The sequence below is a fragment of the Fundidesulfovibrio magnetotacticus genome, assembly GCF_013019105.1.
Classification (GTDB): domain Bacteria; phylum Desulfobacterota; class Desulfovibrionia; order Desulfovibrionales; family Desulfovibrionaceae; genus Fundidesulfovibrio; species Fundidesulfovibrio magnetotacticus.
In genome coordinates this window covers 264,264-284,750 of sequence record NZ_BLTE01000003.1, presented here as the reverse complement: position 1 = coordinate 284,750, position 20,487 = coordinate 264,264, and the positions used below count along the sequence as shown (strand labels likewise).

At 70.2% G+C, this 20,487-nt stretch carries 19 protein-coding genes; 8 read left to right on the top strand and 11 right to left on the bottom strand.

Annotated elements, in window-relative coordinates:
* Positions 1-24 precede the first annotated feature (24 nt).
* Positions 25-1,272 carry an HDOD domain-containing protein gene (locus NNJEOMEG_RS05610; RefSeq protein WP_173082166.1) on the top strand — a complete coding sequence of 416 codons (1,248 nt, stop codon included), beginning with the start codon at positions 25-27 and terminating at the stop codon, positions 1,270-1,272.
* Complete coding sequence (locus NNJEOMEG_RS05605; RefSeq protein WP_173082164.1) at positions 1,247-3,184, top strand: sensor domain-containing diguanylate cyclase; 1,938 nt, start codon at positions 1,247-1,249, stop codon at positions 3,182-3,184. Before NNJEOMEG_RS05610 ends, NNJEOMEG_RS05605 begins: the two co-directional genes overlap by 26 nt.
* A gap of 137 nt (positions 3,185-3,321) precedes the next feature.
* Here the strand turns inward: NNJEOMEG_RS05605 and NNJEOMEG_RS05600 are convergent, their stop codons facing one another.
* Positions 3,322-4,827, bottom strand: a complete 1,506-nt coding sequence (locus NNJEOMEG_RS05600) for a sigma-54 dependent transcriptional regulator (RefSeq protein ID WP_173082155.1) — start codon at positions 4,825-4,827, stop codon at positions 3,322-3,324.
* A 179-nt stretch (positions 4,828-5,006) separates the two neighbouring features.
* Here NNJEOMEG_RS05600 and NNJEOMEG_RS05595 point away from each other — a divergent pair, with 179 nt between their 5' ends.
* Both NNJEOMEG_RS05595 and ppnP read left to right on the top strand, forming a co-directional pair.
* Positions 5,007-5,948: a hypothetical protein gene (locus tag NNJEOMEG_RS05595; RefSeq protein ID WP_173082153.1), complete on the top strand. Its 942-nt coding sequence runs from the start codon at positions 5,007-5,009 to the stop codon at positions 5,946-5,948.
* Between the two features lie 36 nt (positions 5,949-5,984).
* Complete coding sequence (gene ppnP, locus NNJEOMEG_RS05590) at positions 5,985-6,308, top strand: pyrimidine/purine nucleoside phosphorylase (RefSeq protein WP_173082151.1); 324 nt, start codon at positions 5,985-5,987, stop codon at positions 6,306-6,308.
* A gap of 21 nt (positions 6,309-6,329) precedes the next feature.
* Here ppnP and NNJEOMEG_RS05585 read toward each other — a convergent pair whose 3' ends face one another.
* The 6 genes from NNJEOMEG_RS05585 to NNJEOMEG_RS21090 all read right to left on the bottom strand — a co-directional run bounded on the left by NNJEOMEG_RS05585 (position 6,330) and on the right by NNJEOMEG_RS21090 (position 10,119).
* Positions 6,330-7,367, bottom strand: coding sequence for a DUF1786 domain-containing protein (locus tag NNJEOMEG_RS05585; RefSeq protein ID WP_173082150.1), 1,038 nt, complete (start codon positions 7,365-7,367; stop codon positions 6,330-6,332).
* Entirely contained in the window at positions 7,367-7,936 is a 570-nt protein-coding gene (locus tag NNJEOMEG_RS05580) for a hypothetical protein (RefSeq protein ID WP_173082149.1), read from the bottom strand. The genes NNJEOMEG_RS05585 and NNJEOMEG_RS05580 overlap by 1 nt, the downstream gene beginning before the upstream one ends.
* A gap of 19 nt (positions 7,937-7,955) precedes the next feature.
* Positions 7,956-8,420 (bottom strand): hypothetical protein, encoded by a 465-nt coding sequence (locus NNJEOMEG_RS05575; RefSeq protein WP_173082148.1) that lies wholly within the window; start codon positions 8,418-8,420, stop codon positions 7,956-7,958.
* A gap of 2 nt (positions 8,421-8,422) precedes the next feature.
* Positions 8,423-9,085, bottom strand: coding sequence for a CBS domain-containing protein (locus tag NNJEOMEG_RS05570; RefSeq protein ID WP_173082147.1), 663 nt, complete (start codon positions 9,083-9,085; stop codon positions 8,423-8,425).
* Between the two features lie 156 nt (positions 9,086-9,241).
* Positions 9,242-9,397, bottom strand: a complete 156-nt coding sequence (locus NNJEOMEG_RS05565; RefSeq protein WP_173081700.1) for a hypothetical protein — start codon at positions 9,395-9,397, stop codon at positions 9,242-9,244.
* Between the two features lie 218 nt (positions 9,398-9,615).
* On the bottom strand, positions 9,616-10,119 hold the full coding sequence (locus tag NNJEOMEG_RS21090; protein ID WP_173082141.1) for a hypothetical protein: 504 nt from the start codon (positions 10,117-10,119) through the stop codon (positions 9,616-9,618).
* Positions 10,120-10,375: 256 nt separating this feature from the next.
* On the opposite strand from NNJEOMEG_RS21090, the gene NNJEOMEG_RS05555 reads away from it, so the two are divergent.
* Positions 10,376-11,515: a 3-dehydroquinate synthase gene (locus NNJEOMEG_RS05555; protein ID WP_173082139.1), complete on the top strand. Its 1,140-nt coding sequence runs from the start codon at positions 10,376-10,378 to the stop codon at positions 11,513-11,515.
* Positions 11,512-12,609 (top strand): metabolite traffic protein EboE, encoded by a 1,098-nt coding sequence (gene eboE / locus NNJEOMEG_RS05550; protein ID WP_173082137.1) that lies wholly within the window; start codon positions 11,512-11,514, stop codon positions 12,607-12,609. The genes NNJEOMEG_RS05555 and eboE overlap by 4 nt, the downstream gene beginning before the upstream one ends.
* A gap of 490 nt (positions 12,610-13,099) precedes the next feature.
* On the opposite strand, the gene NNJEOMEG_RS05545 is transcribed toward eboE, so the two are convergent.
* The gene (locus NNJEOMEG_RS05545; protein WP_173082135.1) at positions 13,100-14,260 is read right to left on the bottom strand and encodes a glycosyltransferase; all 1,161 of its coding nucleotides are present in this window, start codon (positions 14,258-14,260) and stop codon (positions 13,100-13,102) included.
* Positions 14,261-14,262: 2 nt separating this feature from the next.
* Positions 14,263-15,303: a polysaccharide deacetylase family protein gene (locus NNJEOMEG_RS05540; protein ID WP_173082134.1), complete on the bottom strand. Its 1,041-nt coding sequence runs from the start codon at positions 15,301-15,303 to the stop codon at positions 14,263-14,265.
* Positions 15,304-15,590: 287 nt separating this feature from the next.
* Between NNJEOMEG_RS05540 and NNJEOMEG_RS05535 the strand changes: the two genes are divergently transcribed.
* Positions 15,591-16,046, top strand: a complete 456-nt coding sequence (locus tag NNJEOMEG_RS05535; RefSeq protein ID WP_173082131.1) for a hypothetical protein — start codon at positions 15,591-15,593, stop codon at positions 16,044-16,046.
* 6 nt (positions 16,047-16,052) lie between these two features.
* On the opposite strand, the gene NNJEOMEG_RS05530 is transcribed toward NNJEOMEG_RS05535, so the two are convergent.
* Positions 16,053-18,041 (bottom strand): O-antigen ligase family protein, encoded by a 1,989-nt coding sequence (locus NNJEOMEG_RS05530; RefSeq protein WP_173082130.1) that lies wholly within the window; start codon positions 18,039-18,041, stop codon positions 16,053-16,055.
* Between the two features lie 11 nt (positions 18,042-18,052).
* The gene (locus NNJEOMEG_RS05525) at positions 18,053-19,048 is read right to left on the bottom strand and encodes a glycosyltransferase family protein (protein WP_173082128.1); all 996 of its coding nucleotides are present in this window, start codon (positions 19,046-19,048) and stop codon (positions 18,053-18,055) included.
* Positions 19,049-19,115: 67 nt separating this feature from the next.
* Between NNJEOMEG_RS05525 and NNJEOMEG_RS05520 the strand changes: the two genes are divergently transcribed.
* Positions 19,116-20,441 (top strand): ATP-dependent 6-phosphofructokinase, encoded by a 1,326-nt coding sequence (locus tag NNJEOMEG_RS05520; protein WP_173082125.1) that lies wholly within the window; start codon positions 19,116-19,118, stop codon positions 20,439-20,441.
* Positions 20,442-20,487: the final 46 nt, after the last annotated feature.

The window sequence follows — 20,487 nt, the reverse complement described above, 5'->3', positions numbered from 1 at the left end:
CCCCCTGCCGGTCCCGGGAGGGCTATGGGCACGGTCTACATAGAAGACCTGCGTCCCGGCATGATTTTGTCCGCCGACGTGCGCAGCCGTCAGGGCAGACTCCTGTTCTCCAGGGGCCTCATTCTCGACGACCTCTCCATCCAGACGCTCAAGTTCTGGGGCGTCACCGAAACGCTCGTGGACGGCCACGACCAGCAGGCGCTGGACCGCGAACGCATCCGCTCCCTGGACCCGGCCCTGGCCCGGCGAGCCTGGGAACTGGCCGGGGAGCGCCTGAGCCTCTCCCGGCAGGACCACCCCGCCGTGCGCGAACTCAGGCGCGTGGCCTTCATCCACCTGGTGGCCTCCGGCGACTCGCCGCCGCCTCCCCCGCGCCACGATCCGCCGCCGCCCGAACCCCGCAAGCGCCCCGACCTGGCCCGCCTCTCCGGCGGCGCGGTGAAGCTGGCCTCCCTGCCCGCCGTGGTGGCCCAGGTGCTGGAAGCCATCAAGGACCCCAACGTCTCCTATGCCTACGTGGCCGACGTGATCGGCAAAGACACCTCGCTCTCGGCCAAACTTCTCAAACTGGTCAATTCGGCCCTCTACGGTTTCCCCGAGCCCGTGGACACCATCAGCCGCGCCGTCACCGTGGTGGGGGCCAACCGCCTCACCAGCCTGGCATTGGGGGTGTCGCTCATCAACGTCTTCGACGCCATCCCCCGCGACCTCCTGGACATGCGCTCCTTCTGGACCCACAGCCTGGCCTGCGCCGTGCTGGCCCGGCTCCTGGCCGTGAACGCCGGGCATCCCAACGAGGAACGCTGCTTCGTGGCCGGGCTCCTGCACGACATCGGACGCCTGGTGATGCTCAAGAACCACCCCGCGCACTCGCTCAACGCCTTCTGGCACGCGCGCGAACGCAACACCGCCCTGTGCGGCGTGGAGAAAGAACTCTGGAGCTTCGACCACGCCCAGCTGGGCGCGCGACTGCTCGCGGCATGGAAGTTCCCCCCCAGTCTGGAGCGCGCCGTGGGCGAACACCACTGCGCGGACTGCAAGCCCCCGCAGCAGGACGCCGCCCTGGTCCACCTGGCCGACGTGATGGCCCACGCCCTGGGCATCGGACAGAGCGGATCGCCCCTGGCCCCGCCGCTCTCGCTGCCCGCGTGGGAACTCATCAACATCCCCCGGAGCGCCCTGGGCGCCGCCGCCGCGCAGGCAGGCCGCCAGCTCGACGACATCGAACGCATCCTCCTGGCAGATCATGACGCCGCCGCGCAAGCCAGCTAGCGTCTCCGACAAGGAGCGCACGGCCTCCCTGGAAGAGGCGAGACGGCGCACCCTGGAGCGTCTGGAACGCCTGATCTCCCTGGGCATCCCCGAGGGATCGCGATCGCTCGGCACGGTGATCCAGGTGCTCGACGAGACGGCCGCCCGGCTGCGCTGGCTCATGCCTTTCCGGGCCGTGGCCTTCTTCATGGTGCGCGAACCCCACGGAGACTTCTACCTGGCCCGCTGCCAGCCGCAATCCCAGGCCCCCTCCATGGAGCGCGAGCTGGCCCTGCTGGTGGATTCCGGCTCGGCGGGCTGGGCGCTCCAGCGCAGGCGGCCGGTGTTCACCACCTCGGAGCTGTCGGGCCAGCTGGTGCTGCTGCACTCCATGACCACGGCCTCGCGCATCCGGGGCATGTTCCTTGGCGTCCCGGCCCAGGAACAGCGCGCCATGGAGGACGACGCCCTGGCCATGGTCAGCCTGGTGCTGCGCGGGGCGGCCTCGCTCCTGGAGGGCATCGAACTCTACGGCCTGCTGCGCGAGGCCAACGCCGGGCTCAAAGCCAAAGTGGCGGCCCTGGAAAAGGCCCAGCGCGTGCTGCGCCAGGAGGTGGGCAGGCGCTGCAAGGCCGAGGAGATGCTCACCCGCCAGGCCCTGCACGACCCCCTCACGGGTCTGGCCAACCGCGTGCTCATCATGGAGCGCCTGCAGCAGGCCGTGCGCCGCGCCCAGCGCCGCGACGCCTGCCACGCCGTGGCCTACCTGGACCTGGACCGCTTCAAGCTCGTCAACGACACCCTGGGACACGCCGCGGGCGACCAGCTCCTGACCCAGGCCGGGCGGCGCATGGCCGCCCTGATCCGCCAGTCCGACACCCTGGCCCGCTTCGGCGGGGACGAATTCGTGCTTTTCCTGGAGGAGGTCGAGAGCCCGGCCGAAGCCCTGCAGGTGATGCGGCGCATCCTCTCGGCCATGGCGGACCCCTTCGAGATCGAGGGGCACGCGGCGCACGTCACGGCGAGCATCGGGCTGGTGGCGGGGTCGCTCCAGCACCAGACGCCCCAGGGGGTGCTCAAGAACGCCAACACGGCCCTGCACACGGCCAAGGAGGCGGGTCGCAACCGCGTGAAGGTGTTCAACTCCCGCATGCAGGGCCGCGCCCAGGAGCGCTCCACCCTGCTCTCCAGCCTGCGCCGCGCCGTGGAGGCCGGACGCACGGACGTGGCCTGGACCCCCACGCGCCTGGGGATCGACGGGGCCTTCGACGGCTTCGAGGCCGTGCCCTGCTGGAAACGCCGCGGGGACAAGGCCCTCTCCGGCGCGCAACTGGTGGAGTTGGCCCGGCACGAGGCCGTGGCCTGGGACCTCTGGCTGGTCACCCTGCGGGGCGGGCTGGCCCAGCTGGCCCAATGGGACGTCCAGGGCGACGCTGCGCGGGGCCTCACGCTCTCGCTCTCGCTCTTCCTGCCCCAGCAGCCCGAGCAGGGCTTCGCCCAGACCGTGCGGGAGGCCCTGGACCAGGCGGGGCTCGACGGCGCGCGCCTGCGCCTTCTCATCCCCATGGAGACCCTGGTGAAGGGCGGAGAGCCCTTCGCCCAGGAACTGGGCAGGCTGCGCCAGGCAGGGGTGCGGTTTTTCGCCGCCGAGGTGGGCGAGCGTTTCTTCCGCTACCGTCAGGAACACCCCGGGCTCATCGAGGGCCTGAGCGTCAGCCCGCAACGAGCGGCCCACGAGGTCCTGGACGCGAACACCACCACCTGCGCCTTGATGACCATGGCCCGGATCATGGGCCTCACCGTGCTGAACGCGGCCTGGGACGAGGCCAGGGACCGGAACGGAGACACGCCCCGCGGCCCCGCGTCCGAGCTTCTGGACGCGAGGCAGGCCCGGCACTGGGCCGGCAAGGCGCGGGAGAAGGCGGTCGGCTGACGTCGGGTGTCCTGCGCGCCCGGCAAGCACGCTAAGGCTCCGACGCCCTGCGCCCGGCCGCCGGATGCGGTCGCCCGGACCGCGCCCTCAGCTGACGTGCCCGCCGCCACGCGCCGCGAGCGCGGGAAGCGCGCCGATCAGGGCACTTCCAGGCCCTGCTGGCGGTATTCCGAGAGCTTGTTGCGCAGGGTGCGCACGGAGATGCCCAGGAGCAGAGCGGCCTGGGTGCGGTTGCCCGAGGTCTGGTCCAGGCTTTTGAGGATCATCTGGCGCTCCAGCACGTCCAGGGGCACGATGCCCGGGGGCAGGTGGCCCTCCGCTCCCGGGGCCTGGGGCTCTTCGGGCGGGGCGCTGAGGGAGGTGACGCGCTCCATGGACACCACGGGCTGCTCCTCGGCCAGGGGGAACTCGTCGCCCTCCAGGAGGAAGTGCACGGTGTCGATGGGGCCGTCTCCGGCCAGAAGCACGGCGCGCTCCATGAGGTTCTGCAGTTCGCGCACGTTGCCGGGCCAGTCGTGGGCCAGGAGCCAGTCGCGCGCGGCGGCGGAGAAGTCGAGCCTGCCCAGGCCGTAGGCCTTGCGGAACTTGTCCACGAAGAAGCCGGCCAGGCCCAGGATGTCGCCCCCGCGCTCGCGCAGGGGCGGCAGCTTGAGGGGGATCACGTTCAGGCGGTAGTAGAGGTCCTGGCGGAACTTGCCCTCCTCCACATACTGTTCGAGCCTGCGGTTGGTGGTGGCCAGCACGCGCACGTCCACGCCCACGGTCTCCACCCCGCCCACGCGGTCGAACTCGCCCTCCTGGAGCACGCGCAGGAGTTTGGCCTGGAGGCCCAGGTCCATCTCGGAAATCTCGTCCAGGAGGATGGTGCCGCCCTGGGCCAGCTCGAACTTGCCCAACTTGCGGGCGATGGCCCCGGTGAAGGCCCCCTTCTCGTGGCCGAAGAGTTCGCTCTCCAGCAGGTGTTCGGGCAGCGCGGCGCAGTTGAGGGCCACGAAGGGCCTGGCGGCGCGGTCGGAATGGGCGTGCAGGAAGCGGGCGAACATCTCCTTGCCCGTGCCGGACTCGCCCGAAATGAGCACCGTGGCCTTGGAGCGCGCCACCTGCCGCGCCAAGGCCAGCACGCGCAGGATGGCCGGATGCCCGCCGATGATGGAGAAACGCTCGCCCTGCACCCCCTGGGGCGCGGCCATGGCCCGGGCAGCCGCAGGCACGGCCGCCGCTGCCTGGACCGGCGCCTTCGCGGCCAGCGGAGCGGCCGGGGCCGCCAAGGGGGCGGGGTCGTCCTGCGCGTCGCGCGGGAGCACGGCCTCGATCTTCTCCCAGTCGAGGGGCTCCAGCCAGTAGTCGCGCGCGCCCTGCTCCATGAAGCTCTGGGCCTCCTGGGCCGAACCGCGCGCCGTGAACACGATCACCGGAGGGAAGTCGCCGGATTCGCGAGCCGCCGCGAGCAGCGTCTCGGCCTGGTAGGCCCCGCCGATCTTGGCCTGCGTGAAGATCACCGCGGGGCGGTTCTTCTTCATCCAGGCCATGGCCCCCGGGAGGCTGTCGGCGATGCCGGCCTCGATCCCCGCCCCTTTGAACATGGGGAACAGGGACGTGATCGCGTGGGCTTGGGCCACGAAAAGTATGGTCTTCCCGGGCATGAAAACCCCATATCCGCAAGTCAAACGTATTTCAACGGCAACCGTCCACAATTGCACGGATTCGCGGGAATTAACCCGTGCGGCGACAACGGGGGCCTTCCGCGGGACCCTCCAAGCGGGTGGTTTGCCTCTTTTGACAAATCCGCTAGGATGCGCGGAATCTTCAAACGAGGAATCCCATGACGCTCACCGTGCAGACCCTTTACGGCCCCCTGGGGCCGGTGGACTTTCCCGAATACGGCCCGGACGGCGCGCTGATCGGCTGCGTTCCGGCCGCCCCTCTCGCCCTGGAGACGCCCCTGGGGCGTCTGAACGCGCAACACTCCACCGACGACGCCCGCCGCCCCAAGGTGCACCCCATCGAGTTCCATCCGGACGGTTCGCTCAAATCCATGGCCCTGGAGGAGCGCACCGTGCTTCCCACCCCCCTGGGGCCGCTCCCGGCCGAATTCGTGAGCTTCCACCCGGACGGCGAGCTGCGCCGGGTCTTCCCGGTCTACGGCAAGCTCTCAGGCTACTGGACCGAGAAGGAGGAGGCCACCCTCAACGACCCGCTCACCCTGGAAACACCGGCCGGAAGCATCACGGCCCGCATCGCGGGGGTGCAGTTCTTCCCGGGCGGGGCGCTGAAAAGCGTGACCCTCTGGCCGGGCGAGAGCGTGGAGATCGAAACGCCCCTGGGGCGTCAGAAAGCGCGCATCGGCATCTCCTTCCACGAGTCCGGGGCGCTGCGCTCCTTCGAGCCCGCCGCGCTCACCCCCGTGCCCACGCCCATCGGCATCCTGGAGGCTTTCGACCCCGACGCCCTGGGCATACACGGCGACGTCTGCTCCCTGGAGTTCGGCCCGGACGGCGAACCCGTGGCCCTTTCCACGCCCATGAACACCGTGGAGGCGGCGCTCCCGGACGGCAAACCCCGGCGCTTCGCCCCCACGCGCGTGCCCAATCTCTGCGACGAACGCGTCCAGGACGTGAAGCCCCTGCGCGTGCGCTTCCAAGGCGGCGCGGCGCTCCTGGGGGAAGACCCCGCCCCGGCCTTTCCCCTGGACACCGCGCGCTTCACGGTGGGCAGGCTCCTGGAGGGCCTCTTCGCGCCCATCCGCTACGACTGCGGCCTTTAACCCCCGCGCAAACCCTCAACCTTTGAAGGTCCATCCATGAAAAGCCCGGAATTTTTCGAGAACGTCAAGGCCAAGGCCGTGGCCAACGTCTTCTTCAACGGCAACGTGGTCAGCCACTCCATCTGGGACGCCTCGGGCGTGCGCCGCTCCCTGGGTGTGTGCCAGCCCGGGACCTACACCTTCACCACCGCCGACCCCGAGATCATGGAGATCACGGCGGGCAGCGTGCGCGCCAAGGTGGACGGCGAGGACGAATGGGGGGTCTACGGCCCCGGACAGGCCTTCAACGTGCCCGCCAACACCTCTTTCGAGATGGTGGTGGAGGGCGCGGTGGCCCAGTACGTGTGCACTTTCGGCTAGCAGTCGTCGAGGCGGGGCGGGTCAGCCCGTGGGCCTGCCCCGCTCCTGCCAGGCCTTGAGAAGCCCGAAGCAGCCCGTGAGCATCATGTCGCCCAGGGGGGCCGGGAAGCGCGCCGCGAGATGCCCGGCCAGCTCCGCGCGCCTGGGGCCGATCACCAGCGTCTCCCGGAAGGCCTCGCCGCCGCCGTGGAAGGCGCAGCCGTGCCCGCCCGCGCCGAACACCTCGGCGCAGTCCACCGCTCCGGTGCGGAAGCGCTCCAGCTGACGGGCCAGTTCAGGGGCCTCCAGCATGCCGGTGTGGTGCTCGTAGACCCCGTGCAGGCGGCCGAAGCGCACCAGAAGCCCCAGCACGTGGCTGTTGCCCATGTTCACCACCAGCGCGCCCTCGCCGTCCACCAGGGCCTCCAGTTCGGGGTCGTGGAGCACGCCCAGGGCGGCCGCCGGGCCTGTGTCCATGACGGGGCCGCCGCCTATGGCCTCCTGGAGCTCGGCCAGCCGCGTAAGTTCCGCGGGAACCTCCACGTAGAGCAGATCCGCGAGACGCCCCGGCCCCTGGGCCAGGAAGCGCTCCCAAAGCCGGAAGCGCCCCAGGCGGCTGGACTGCCCCGGGTGGCAGCCGTGGTCCTGGGCGCAGGCCAGCACCATGTCCGGGGCCTCGACGCCCGCCTGGGCCAGCAGGCCCTGCCAGAAGCCGGGGTCGAAATCGGCCTGGTGCACGGGGACGTGCCCCTCGGGGCAGCGCTCCAGGACGCGCACGCCCATGCGCGCCTCCAGGGTGGAGGGGTCGTCGGTAAGGGCCAGGGCGGCCCGGGGCGTGGCGCTCACGCCGAGTCCGGCCTGCAGGTGGGCGCGCACGGCGCGCACGAAGCCGCCGCCCATGTTGGCGCCGCACAGGTGGACGCCCGCGCCCCGGGCCGTGAGCTCCCGGATGCGCGCCCCCACCCTCCTGGCCGGGGAGGGCAGCACGAACTTGGGGCAGTTCTCGATGGAGAGCCCCGGCTGCCAGCAGAGCACGTCCTGGGTGCCGCTGCCCACGTCCACGCAGAGAATGCCCGCCATCAGCGCCCCTTGGCCACGCCGTTCCCGAGGCTCACCCCGGGCTCCACTCCGCGCATCACACGGCGCACCAGGATGAACTCGGGGTCGGGCACTCGGGCGCGCAGCTTGTTTTCGGCGTCGCGCACCTCCACGGCGCTCGAAAGGGGCCGGAAGGACTTCAAATCCCCCGAGTAGCCGAACTCGGCCACGTAGAACACGCGGTAGGAATCGGAACCCGCGCCCAGGGCCTCGGCCTCCAGGGGCATGCGCAGGGGGACCGTGACCACGGCCGTGCGCGAGGCGGCCGCCCCCCGGGCGATCCACTTGGCGGGGCCGGTGAACCACGGATAGCGCGAGAAGGCCTGCCCCAGGGTGAGCTGCCCGTCCACCTTGGGGAACGTGCCGTTGACGATGCCCGCCAGGGCCGGGTCGTCCGCAGGGTGGACCACCACGGGCTGGCCGGTCAGGGGGGCTTTGCCCTCGCTGCCCGGCCCGGTGGGCCGCAGGGCCGCCCCCGTGGCGACGGCCAGGGCGCAACCAGCCAGGATAAGCCAGAACACGGTGTCGCGCAGGATCAGTTTCAGGACCATGGGGCGCTCCTCGGACGGCTCATTCGAGTCCGCAGGGGATGTTCTTGTAGATGTAGTCCACCTCGCCGGTCTTGCGGGAGGCGTCGTAGTGCAGAAGGATGTCCACGTTGGTTCCGCTCCAGGAGAGCATGCCGCCCTGGAGCGTCTCGGGCTTGCCGTGGCGCGCGGTGAGTTCCGCCACCAGGCGGTCGTGGTTTTCGCGCCCGGCCACCTCGGCGTCCACGGTGTAGAGGTAGCCCTGCATGAAGACGTAGCGCAGGTTCTTCAGGGGCACGCCCAGCAGGACGAGCTGGTCCGTGGCGCGGGCGCAGTTGAGGCCCTCTTCCGAATCGCGCTGGCAGGAGAAGGTGCGGTCGGGCTCGTAGGGTTTGGCGAAGGGGATGCCCAGGAAATCCTTGGGTTCGGCCTGCATGGCGGCCTGGGCCGGAAGGGCCGATGCCAGCGGAAGGGCCAGCAGGGTCAGGGCGGCGAGGGCGCGGCGCACGATCAGGCTCCCTCGGCCCATTCGCGCCGAAAGTCCGCCGCGGATTCCAGCCGGTAGCCCTTGGCCTCCAGGTCGGCGCGGATGGGCGCGTCGTCCAGGGCGTTCACGCGCAGGATCACCATGCGCCGTCCGTTGTGGAAGAAGGTGCTGGTGGAAAGGATGCTCGCGCCGTGGGCCGCGATGACACCGGCCGCGTCCAGGATGACGCCCGCGCGGTCCTCCACCTCGAAGACCAGGCGCGAGCCGCCCAGGGCCAGGCCCATCTCCTCCACGAGCACTTCGAGCATCACGGTGCGGTTGATGTAGCCCACCAGCCGCCCCTTCTCGTCCACCACGCCCAGGCCCGCCAGGTTCTTGTCGTGCATGATCTGGGCGGCCTGCTCGATTTCCATTTCCGGGGGCACGGTAGTGATGTCGCGGCGCATGACCATGCCCACGGTGAGCTTGGAGATGAGGTAGTTGGCCTCGTGGCGTTCCAGGGTGGAGACCAGGGAGGGCAGCGCGGCGGCCAGGTCCTCGTGGCGGACGTAGCCCGCCAGGCGCTCCCCCTCGGTGACGAGAAGCATCCAGTACTCCTCTTTTTCCAGGATTTTCCTGGCTTCGGAGAGGGGCGTTGCCGGGGTGACGGGGTGGAAATCCTTGAGCATCTTCAGGCCTACGTACATGGGGCCCTCCTGGAATGTGATGGCGCGTGCCGTGGGCAGGGTGCATAACCCACAAGGCCGCCCGGAGGGAAGGACCCAGGGTGGGTCGGAAGAAACGTCCCGGGCCTTGGTGGCGAGGGGCGCGGGGCCGCCGTGCGCGACGGCCCGGAGGCGCGGCTACCCGAGCCAGGTGAGCGAGTAGAACCTGGCGTAGACGGTCGAAACCTTCCTGGCCTGGAGCCTGCCGAAACCGATTTCGCAGAGCCTGCAATAGATGTGTGCCGGGTTGAGCCTGTGCTGCAGGTAGTGTCTCAGTGTTCTCAGTCTGTTCATGGCCGCCTCCCGCCGTGGCCGATCGGCTCTCTTCATGCCCGGATCAATGCATACCGCATGCCGGACGCTTTGCGCGGAAAGGGCTTCCGCCCGCTCCGAAAGGCTTATCGGACGCCCCGGGAAAAGGGTTTAGCCCGGCCGGGGCCCGCGTCCCCGGCCGGGGGTCCCTGGCCGCGCCGGGCCTCACGGGGTGAGGCGCGGCGCGGCTTCCTCCAGGATCAGTTGACGCGGGTGGCGGCCGGGGCGGGCTTGGCGGCCGTCTCGGGCTTTGCGTCGGCCTTGGCGACGGGCTTGGCCGCTTCGGCGACCGGTTTCACGTCGGCCTTGGCGTCCGCCTTGGCATCGGGTTTGGCCGTCTCGGCCACAGGCTTCACGTCCGTCTTGGCGACGGGCTTGGCCTCGGGTTTGGCGGCCGTGGCGGAGGGGTCTGCCTTGACGGCCTCGGGCTTGGCCGGATGGGCGGACTTCTCCAGCGAGGCCGGGGTCTTGGCGTGCACGGCCTTGGCGGGCGTCCCGTTCTTGGCGGCCGGGAGCGCCGTCTCCTTGGCGGGAGACGCGGCTGCGGTCGCGGCGGGGGCCTCCGGCTTCTTGACTTCCAGGGCCGGGGCCGAAACCGGCGCAGGTTTCGCGGCCTGGACCGCATCGGCCTTGTCCGATGCGAAAGCGCTGAATCCCGTCAGCAGAACAGCGCCAAGAACACCAACGGAAACGATGCGTTTCATTTTATTTCTCTCCATGATGCGTTGCATTTTCGCTCATTCGGCCATCCACACCGGACGCCCGACGCGAATATGCAGTCTATAGCATCAGGCGTGCCAACGCATGAATACCCGCAGACCGGCCTTTCACGGTCATCCTCAAGACATCACCCCCCCGAAAGTACGCTTTTTGCGCTCCACAACGCACGCGAGTACGTTTTTTGCCCGCGCGAGCCTCCCGATTGACGGCCAAGCGCCCCAGCGCCTACACCCTCCGGTCATGAGCAAGACCATCCGCCAGGCCCTGGCCGTGCCCTACGAGTTCCCCGTCGTCTTCACGCGCGACGCTTTCGACCCCGAAAACCCCGCCCTGGCGGACATCCTGGCCCTGGCCCCGGGCGGCCCGCACCGTCTGGCCGCCGTCTTCGACCAGGGGCTCCTCCGGGCCTTCCCGGACCTGCCCGAGCGCCTGGAGGCCTACCTGCGGGCCAGGCCCGGGGCGTTGAACGTCGCGCCCCCCCTGGCGCTCCCCGGGGGCGAGGCGGCCAAGAACGACCTCTCGGTCTTCCACGCCACGCTGGAGCACATCTTCGCGGCGCGCCTGTGCCGCCAGTCCTTCCTGCTGGTGGCCGGGGGCGGCGCGCTCCTGGACGCGGCCGGGTTCGCCGCCGCCACGGCCCACCGGGGCGTGCGCTTGATCCGCATGCCTTCCACGGCGCTGGCCCAGAACGACGCGGGCGTGGGCGTGAAGAACGCCGTGAACTTCTTCGGCCGCAAGAACTTCCTGGGCACGTTCGCCCCGCCCTTCGCCGTGCTGAGCGACTTCGCCTTCCTGGACGGGCTGCCAGCGCGCGAACGCCGCGCTGGCCTGGCCGAGGCCGTGAAGATCGCCCTGATCAAGGACAGGGCCTTCTTCGACCGCCTGCACGTGCAAAGAGACGCCCTGGGCCGCTTCGAGCCCGACCCCTACGAGCATTCCATCGAGCGTTGCGCCGAACTGCACCTGGAGCACATCGCCACCAGCGGCGACCCTTTCGAGTTCGGCTCCTCCCGGCCCCTGGACTTCGGCCACTGGAGCGCCCACGCCCTGGAGGAAGCCTCGGGCGGCAGCCTGGGGCACGGCGAGGCCGTGGCCGTGGGCGTGGCCCTGGACAGCGTTTATTCCCGGCTGGCCGGGCTCCTGCCGGAGGCCGACCTGGAACGCATCCTGGAGGTCCTGCCCGCCCTGGGCTTCACCCCCTGGCACGCGGGCCTCGACAGCCTGGACATGGAGGCCGCCCTGGAGGCCTTCCGCGAGCACCTGGGCGGCAGGTTGTTCCTGAGCCTGCTCACGGGCATCGGCTCGCGGGTGGAGGTGAACGCCGTGGACTTCGCGCTCATGCGCCGCGCCTCGGACCAGCTGCGGGAGCGTTTCGCGTGAGCCGCCAGCCCGTCACCTACTGCACCAACATCCATCCGGGCGAATCCTGGGCCGAAACCTTCGCCAACCTCCAGGCCCACACCCTGCGCGTGAAGGACCGGCTCAGCCCGGACGCGCCCTTTCCCATGGGCCTGCGCCTCTCCGGGCGCGCGGCGCGCGAACTGGACCACGCAGAAGCCCTGCGCTTCAGGGACTGGATGGAGGAGCACGGCCTCTGCGTCTCCACGGTGAACGGCTTTCCCTACGGGACCTTCCATGCCGCGCCCGTGAAGGAGCAGGTCTACCTGCCCGACTGGCGCGACCCGGCACGGGCTGCCTACACCCTGCGTCTGGCGGAGTTTCTGGCCCTGTGGCTGCCCGAGGGCGACACGGGCTCGGTGTCCACCGTGCCCGTGGGCTTCCGCGCCGGGTTCGACCCGGCCCAGGAGCCCCTGGCCCTGGAAGGATTGCGCGGGACCCTGCGCGCCCTGCGGGAGCTGGCCCAGCGCACCGGGCGCACGGTGCGCCTGGCCGTGGAGCCAGAGCCCGGCTGCCTGGTGGAGACCACCCCCCAGCTTGCGGCCCTGCGCGACCGTCTGGAGCTTTCCCCCGGGCTGGCCCCCCACTTCACCGCCTGCGTGGACTGCTGCCACCAGGCCCTGCAGTACGAGGCCCCGGCCGAGACCCTGGCCGCCCTGGCCCGCGCGGACCTGGAGATCGGCCACGTGCAGGTCTCCTCGGCCCTGCACCTGGACGGGCCGGACCTGACCCCCCTGGCGCGCTTCCACGAGCCCGTCTACCTGCACCAGTGCGCGGCCCGCCTGGAGGACGGCGCGATCCTGCGCTTCGACGACCTGGACAAGGCCCTGGCCGCGCGCCCCGAAGGCGTGGAGAGCTGGCGCGTGCACTTCCACGTGCCGGTGTTCCTGAGGGAGCTGCCCGGCTGCCTGAGCACCCGGGACTACCTGGAGGGCTTTTTGCCCCGCGTGCCCGGCCACGTGCCCCTGGAGGTGGAGACCTACACCTTCGACGTGCTCCCCGAGGAACTCAAGGAAAAGGACGTGGTGGATTCCATCGAGCGCGAGATCCGCTGGGTGGAGGGGCACAGGGGATAGGGGCCGACGGGCAAAAAAAAAGCGGCCCCTGGGACCGCTCGAAAAATGCGAAGGATTCGCTGGCGCACGAGCCGGATCGTCCGGCAGCCTCCCCTTCCTTCAGGTGTGGCTCTTGTGACGCGCTTTCGCGAATCCTTCTTCGCGCCCTTGGCGCGGCGTATGGGAATGTAGGCTTATTTCGCTCACCCCTCCGCTGGATTCCGGGCCGCTTCGCCCGTAAACACACTATAAGTCCGCTTTCTCCGGAGGGAAGGGGGCGCGGGGCACATGGCCCGATTTTTCCGGGGCATGCCCGCCGGGCCGCGTCGGCTTGCCCGCCCGGCCGCCGACATCCCGCCCGGCCGCCACCTCCTGCTCTGCCCGACCTCCGCCCACCGGGACGCGACGCCCGCGCGCCTCGCGCGAAAACGCCCGGCGGGTTTCCCTGCCGGGCGTTCTCGCTGCGTCGTGCGCCGACTCGGGCAGCCCGCGCGTTCGCTCAATGGGGCAGCTAGAAGCCGCAGGCCGTGAGGATGTCCCCCAGCACCTTGTCGGAATCGAAATACTCCTCCGCGATGGCCCGGGCGGCCTTGCGGTGGCGGGGATAGTCGGAGAGCACGTGCTCGATGGCCGAGGCGGCGTTGTCCACGCCGTCGAAGGTGACGAGTCCCTCGCCCACGGGCAGGTAGGTGCCGAAGCCCGTGTCCTCCACGATGACGGGACGCCCCGAGGCCAGGTAGCTGGCGGAGCGGTCGGAGAACCAGCCGGACTTGAGCTGGATGTTCTGCTCCTTGGCCACGGTGAACTCGGCCGTGGAGCCCAGGATGTAGTCGTGGTAGTTCCAGATGTCGCGGGAGAGCTCCAGGGCGTTCTTCACCACCCAGCCGTGCTCGGCGAAGCGCTTGGCGTCTTCCTTCATGCCGCTCATGGTCAGGTCGAGCGTCACGCCGGGGAGCCTGCCGGGCAGGTCGATGATGCGCTCGTATTTTTCGCACTTGCGCCAGGAGAGCTTCTTGCCCTCGTGCACGATGTCGCGGCCCTGGGCGTCCCAGTTGCCGATGGTGGTGAAGCCGGTGCCGGGGCCTTCCACGTTGGGCCAGAGGTCCAGGACGATGGGCACGTTGGTGGGGATGTAGTCGATGCCGGAGAGTTCCACGCCGGTGGAGCCGGTGGGGATGTTGCGGCCCCAGGTGAAGAACACGTCGTGGCGCTTGAAGTAGTCCCTGGTCCAGTCGTCCCCGGCGATCTTGGACTGGGTGAAGATGGGGTCGGTGTCGATGATGGCGCGCACCTTGGCCTTCATGAAGGATTCGCGCAGGGGGATCACGCCCGAGACGTTCAGGAAGAGGTCGGCGCTTTCGCAGAAGGCGTCCACGGCCTCGCGGGACATGCCGTAGTGCTTGCCCTCGAAGATGGTGCTGTAGGCCCAGCGGTCGCCCAGGCCGAGGCGTTCGAAGGCCTGGCCGATCACTCCGCGCCCGTAGGCGGAGTCGGCGGAGGCGTAACCTTTCACGGGGTCGAAGGGTAGCGCCCACTCGGCGGTGTCTTCCACGAAGATCACCTCATGGCCCAGCCGCTCAAGTCCCTTGAGGTAGTGCAGGAACATCCACACCTGGCCCCCGAGGGGAAAGCTGACCAGATAGCCTCCGACCGCGATCTTCAGTTTACGCATCCTTATGAACCCTTCTTGGCGATGGTTTTTTGCTTCGTGTCGTTCTGCCGGGCGGCCTGCATGGCCTTGGCGCCCTCGCGCACCGTGACCATGGGGATGCCCTGCTCGGCCACCCAGGCGCTGAGCTGGTCGAGCTTGTCGGCGGGATAGGGCTCCCAGCCGGTCTTGTCGCCCACGCCGTGAAAACAGAAGACCACCCACCCGCCGTGTTCGAGGCTGTGGTCGGTGATGATGCGCGCCAGGGCCTGGGCCGAGTCCTTCTCGTGCACCATGAAGCGGCGGATGGCGTGGGCGTTGAAGGTGCCGGGCCTGTTGTCCGAATCGCGCCCCGTGCAGGCCCGGGCGTAGGAGCGCCGCGAGAGGACTTCCACGTCGTCGGTCCAGTAGTTGTGGGGAGCGATGTAGGTGTCCACGTCGAAGCCCAGCTCCAGGAGCATGGCCTTGGACTGCTCCATCTCCCGCTGGTAGGAGCCGGCCAGGATGTCCAGCGTGGAGGGGTCGCCCCCTCTGAGGGGCCGCACGTGCAGTTCGGCGATGGCCCTGTCGAGCCAGTAGCAGCCCTGGCAGCTGGCCATGGCCTCCAGGCTCGGGGCCTCGGTGAGGGGCTTGCCGTCCTGGTAGAGGCCTGCGATGCGCTCGTATTCGTACTGGGTCTGGTAACGGGCGGGGTCGCGCTCGTCCACATGCCAGCCGCTCACGGGCTCCTGGGCCAGGGTCTTGGGAATCTGGGTGGGCCGCGAATGCGTGAGGCTGTGGGAGGCGATCTCCCAGCCGCTGGCGGCCAGCTCGCGCACATGCTCCACGTTCATGTAGTCGTCGTTGCCCGAGAGCATGCGCGAGACAACGATGCCCGCCGTGGCCACCTGGCCCCTGCTCTTGAGGATGGGCAAGGCATAGCGGTGGTTGCTCACGATGCCGTCGTCGAAGGTGAAGGTGACCATCCCCTTGGGAAAAGGACGCGCCACGTTGGCCAGCGACATGCCGGGCAGGACGGCGCATGCCCCCGCGGCGGCGCAAAACGAAAGAAAATTGCGACGTTTCATCGGATGGAAAACCTCACGAGCCTTTGACTCCTGGCCTAGAACGCGGGACCTGCCAGGAAAGGCTCGCTTGCAGAAAGCGGGCCAAGACAGGAGCAGACGCATGCGCGCCAAGTCCGGTATGCCATGCCAGAAACCTTACCATAATGAAAAGCTACGTCGAAATCAAACAATCCCCTCGCGCAAGTCGCGCCGGTTACGTTTCCTGCGCATGGCGCGCAAAATCCGTCATCGCGGTTACTTGACCCCGCCGCTCAAACTGCTACGAGGCCAGGACCCAGGAGGTGCCCATGCTCTTTTTCGTCCGAGTCCTGATCGTCGCGGCCTGCCTGGCCCTGCCCTCACTGGCCATGGCCCAGGCCAAACACTTCGCGGCCTCCCAGCGCCACTTCGAGGACCTGGCCAACAAGGCTGCGGACCTCTCCGCCTCCATGGACAACCCCGGCGAGAAAAACCTTTGCAACTACTACACCGCCACGGCCATGCTCTACGCCCTGCGCGCCCACGCCCTGGCCCAGCTCGCGGCCGTGGAGGAACGCCTGCGCCAGCCCGAAGACCTGGCCCTGGTGCGCGCCAAGATCGTGGAAACCAAGAACGTGGCCGCCCGACACCTGACCAACGACCTCAAGGCCCTGGAGAGCCTGGCCGCCTCCTCCGAAAACTCCCGCATCCACGACCTGGGCATGCGCCTGGTCAACGAGGTGCGCGTCTTCAGCCACAACGCGGACACCGCCGCAAGGCAGTGAGCCCCCCTACTCCCCCAGCCCCGGACCGGCCAGCCACACCCCAAGGGCGCGGTGGTCCTTGATGCCGTGGGCCATCAGCGGGAAATAGGGGCGCGCCGCGAAAAGCCACACCCGCTGCCCCGACCGGGCCGCCTCCGCCGGAATCGTCAGCGTCGCCCGGCGCGGGCCTTTGCCCCCCAGGAGCGCCCGGTCCAGCACCGCGCCCCCCGAGGAGAGCCGCACCTCCACGGGTTTTTCCAGGTCCGGCCGCGAGGCCCCCGCATCGAAAGTCCAGGGCCCCTGGCCCGTGAGCACGAACGACGCCGCCCCGGCGCTCCACAGGGCCACCCGGCCGTCGATAAGCTCCGGCCCGTAGAAGCCCTGGGTGTCCTGGACGCCGGGCGCGGGGTAGGACGCCAGCCCCAGCGAGCGCGCCGTGCCCGCGAAGCCCGCATTGCCCAGCTGCAGCGCAAGGGCCGCGCACAGGGCCAGGGCCGCGCCGCGCGCCGCCAGGCGGCCCGTCCAGGGCGCGCTCCAGCCCGGGACCTCGCGCTCCATGCGCAGGCACGCCGCCAGCACCACGAAAAAGAGGAGCCACACCGCCGGGATGTAGACCATCTCCTGGAAAAGCCCGAAAGCGTGGAACACCGTCAGAGAAAGCGCCGCCGCCAGCGAGAGGGCGTCCGCCCGGAGCCCGTGGCGCGCCAGGGCCACCCGGAAGGCCCGCCAGGCCAGAAGCAGCCACGCAGCCAGGCCCAGAACGCCGCCCCCGGCGAAAATCTGGATGAAGAGGTTGTGGGTGGCCTCGAACACCTCGGCCGTGGCGGGCACGCCCCGGGCCAGGGCGCTCTCGGGCGCGGCCATCAGGTGGGGATAGTGCCAGGCGTAGGTCTCGTAGCCCATGCCCGCCGTCGGGGCCTCGGCCCCCACCAGCACGCCGCTCTTGAAGACCATGGGCCGGGGGCTCTCCAGAAAGCGTTCCAGACGCTCGCCGATCATCACGGCCAGGGGGAAGTTCATGAGCGACACCCGCGTGGCGGCCAGGGTCCCGTAGAGGCCCAGGGCCACCACCCCGGCCAGGGCCAGCCCCGCCAGCGCGCCCCGGGCCATGCGGCGGCGGTCCAGGGCGAAGAGGTCGAAGCGCGCGGCCCCGAGCACAGCCAGGGACACGGCCAGGCAGCCGAAGACGATCCACGCCCCGCGCGCCATGGTGAGCACCATGGCCGCCACCCCCGCCGCCGTGAGCGGCCACGCCAGCAGGCCCGCCCGTCCGCGCCCCAGGAGCAGCAGGAAGGGAAAGGCCACGCAGAGGTATTCGGCGTACCACCCGGGATTGAGGAAAAGCGACGTGAGGCGGTCGCTCATGGCGAAGGCCTTGCCCTTGGCCAGAAAGAACTCGCTGAACCCGAAGGCCATGGAGGCCGGAAGCGACGCGGCAGCCCCGACGAGCACGGCCCGGGGCGCGTCGCAGCTCCGCAGGCGGGCCAGCTCCCGGGCCAGCAGCGCGTAGAGCACCAGGCGGTCCAGCCCCGCCAGGGCGTAGAAGGAGCTCTTGGCCGGGGAATAGCCGAGCATCCGGGCCAGCCCCAGGGGGCCAAGCTCGCGCAGGGCGGCCCAGGCCTCGCCCAGGGGCATGAGCGGCAGCCCGCAGAGCATCACGCCCACGAAGGCCGCCAGCCACAGGTTCAGGGGCGAGGGGGGCGTCCCGCGCTCCCCGGGCAGGGGCTCCCTGCCCGAGGAGACCGCCAGGGCAAGCCCCGCCAGGCCCGCCAAATACGCCAGGGCCTGGGCGTGCACGGAATAGGACTGGAACCCGAAGAACATCAGCACGGCCCCTAGGCCCGAGAGCGCATGGGTCCACAGCGCCGGGCGCAGCACGCACAGGGCGAAGACCAGGGGCGCGAAGGCCGTGAGGTTCCGGGCCGCGGGGCCCATCTCCAGGCACAAAAGCGCGGCCGCCAGGGCGTTGGCGGCGAAGAACGCCAGCTTGAGCAGATGCAGGACGGTCGAGGCCATGGGGTGGTGCTCTAGCCCAGGCGATCCCAAAAATCGAGGACCGATCGACGCTGGACCTCCAGGGAATAGGCCCGGGCCGTGGCGGCGCAGGCCTCCCGCACGCGGGCCAGGGCCTCGCCGCCCGCGCGGTGCAGCTCCAGGGCCTCTTCCAGGGCCAGGGCCGCGCCCAGCACGTCGTTGTCGGCCACGTAGAAGCCGTTGCCGCCCCAGGGGCGCTCCTCCAGGGGGCAGTCCGGCCGGTGGCGGTCTGGGGCGGCCTGGCGCATGTAGTCCCAGCCGCCCAGGCCCGCGAAGCCGCAGGGCACGGCCCCGCTGGCCATGGCCTCCAGGGGCGGCAGGGGGCAGCCCTCGGGGAAGCCCGTGGCCAGGAAGGCGTGGCTGCCGCGCAGGACGCGGGCCACCCCGGCCTGGTCCAGCCCGGCGATGGGCTCGAAGCGCGCCTTGAAGCGGCCACGCGCCTCCGCCACGGCCATGATCTCGTCGGCCAGGGCCTTGTTCTTGCGCGGCATGTAGGCCACCGTCAGCTCGCCGGGCTTTTCGTCCGGGGCGCGGAAGAGCTCCGGGTCGATGCCCGGGCGCAGGATCGGGGCGTCCACGCCCAGGCTCTGCCGGATGAACCAGGCCACCGGGGCCGACACCGCCAGGAACGTCACCGGCAGCGAGCGCCAGTCCACGCCCTGGGGCAGCCCCGAGAAGAGATAGGCCCAGTTCTGCACGTACACCAGGCAGCGAGCCCCGCCCTTGAGGCCCGGAGCCAGGGCGTTCACCCAGCCCTCGGGGACCACCCAGGCGTCGCGCTCCGTGGGCTCCACGGCGAGGAAGTCCTCCTCCGGGACGCTCTGGGCCGCGTCGTCGGGCCGCCAGTCCCCGGCCTCGCGCAGCACGACGCGGGCGTCGCGCCCGGCCTCGCGCAGGAAGCGGGCCATGCGCCAGAGCACGGCCACGCCCCCGGCCGCCCGGCGCACCGGGGGGATGAAGAAGAAGGTCCTCTCGGGTCTTGATTGCATCTTGTCACACCGCCTTGCGGGAGGCTAGGTTGGGGGCAAGTCACCGGAAACCGCGCGCGAGGCCATCATGCACCAAAGCGAACACCCAGGCCAGCCCTGGCCCCACCTGGACGCCGAGAAGACCCGCACCCCCAGCCTGGGCGCGGCCAAGATCCCCAACCCTCGCCGCCACTCGCTCTTCGTGGACGACGAGCAGGGGGTGCTCGTGAACATCCTGCACCCGGGCCACGGCAAGCGGCCCTCGGTGGCCTCCCTGGAGCAGGCCGGCCCCCGGCGCATGATCTATTTCGACCCGCCCAAGACCAAGTGCGCCGTGGTCACCTGCGGGGGCATCTGTCCGGGCACCAACGACGTGATCCGCTCCATCGTCATGGAGGCGCACCACGGCTACGGCGTCTCCGGGGTGCTGGGCGTGCGCTACGGCCTGGCCGGGTTCATCCCCAAGACCGACCCCGACGTGATGGAGCTCTCCCCCACCTCCGTGGCCGACATCCACGAGTTCGGCGGCACGGTGCTGGGCACCTCGCGCGGCCCCCAGGACCCCGAGGACGTGGTGGACGCCCTGGAGCGGCTCAACGTGGGCATGCTCTTCGTGATGGGCGGCGTGGGCTCCATGCGGGCGGCCCAGGCCATCCAGGCGGTCACGGCGGCGCGTGGGCTGCGCATCGCGGTGGTGTGCATCCCCAAGACCGTGGACAACGACATCCACTTCGTCTCGCGCACCTTCGGCTTCGAGTCGGCCGTGGAAAAGGTGATCGAGGCCGTGCGCTGCGCCCATGTGGAGGCCACCGGCGCGCCCTACGGCATCGGCGTGGTGAAGGTGATGGGGCGCGAGTCGGGCTTCATCGCGGCGGCGGCGGCGCTCTCCATCAAGGAGGTGAACTTTGTGCTGGCCCCGGAGGAGCCCGTGGTGCTCGAAGGCCCCGGCGGCTTCCTGCCCGCCCTGGAGGCCAGGCTCCGGCGGCGCGGCCACGCCGTGGTGCTGGTGGCCGAGGGCGCGGGGCAGGACCTGCTCCCCGAATCCGGGCTCACCGACGCCTCGGGCAACAAGGTGCTGGGCGACATCTGCGGCCTGCTCATCAGCCGCACCAAGGCCTATTTCAAGGAGCGCCTGCCCATCAACCTCAAGTTCATCGACCCCAGCTACATCATCCGCTCCGTGCCCGCCAGCGGGGCCGACCGCGCCCACTGCAACATGCTGGGCGCCATGGCCGTGCACGCGGGCATGGCCGGAAAGACCGGGATCATGGTCAGCCGACTGCACGAGATTCCCGTGCACGTGCCCCTGCCCCTGGTCACCGTGGGCCGCAAGGTCATGGACGTGCGCTCCAGCGCCTGGCAGCAGGTGCTCGACACCACGGGCCAGAGCAGGCTGCGCGCGGAGCCCGCTTGACGCCGCGCCCGGGGCCGCGCTAAGCCGCCCCTCGCATCCCGGCCGT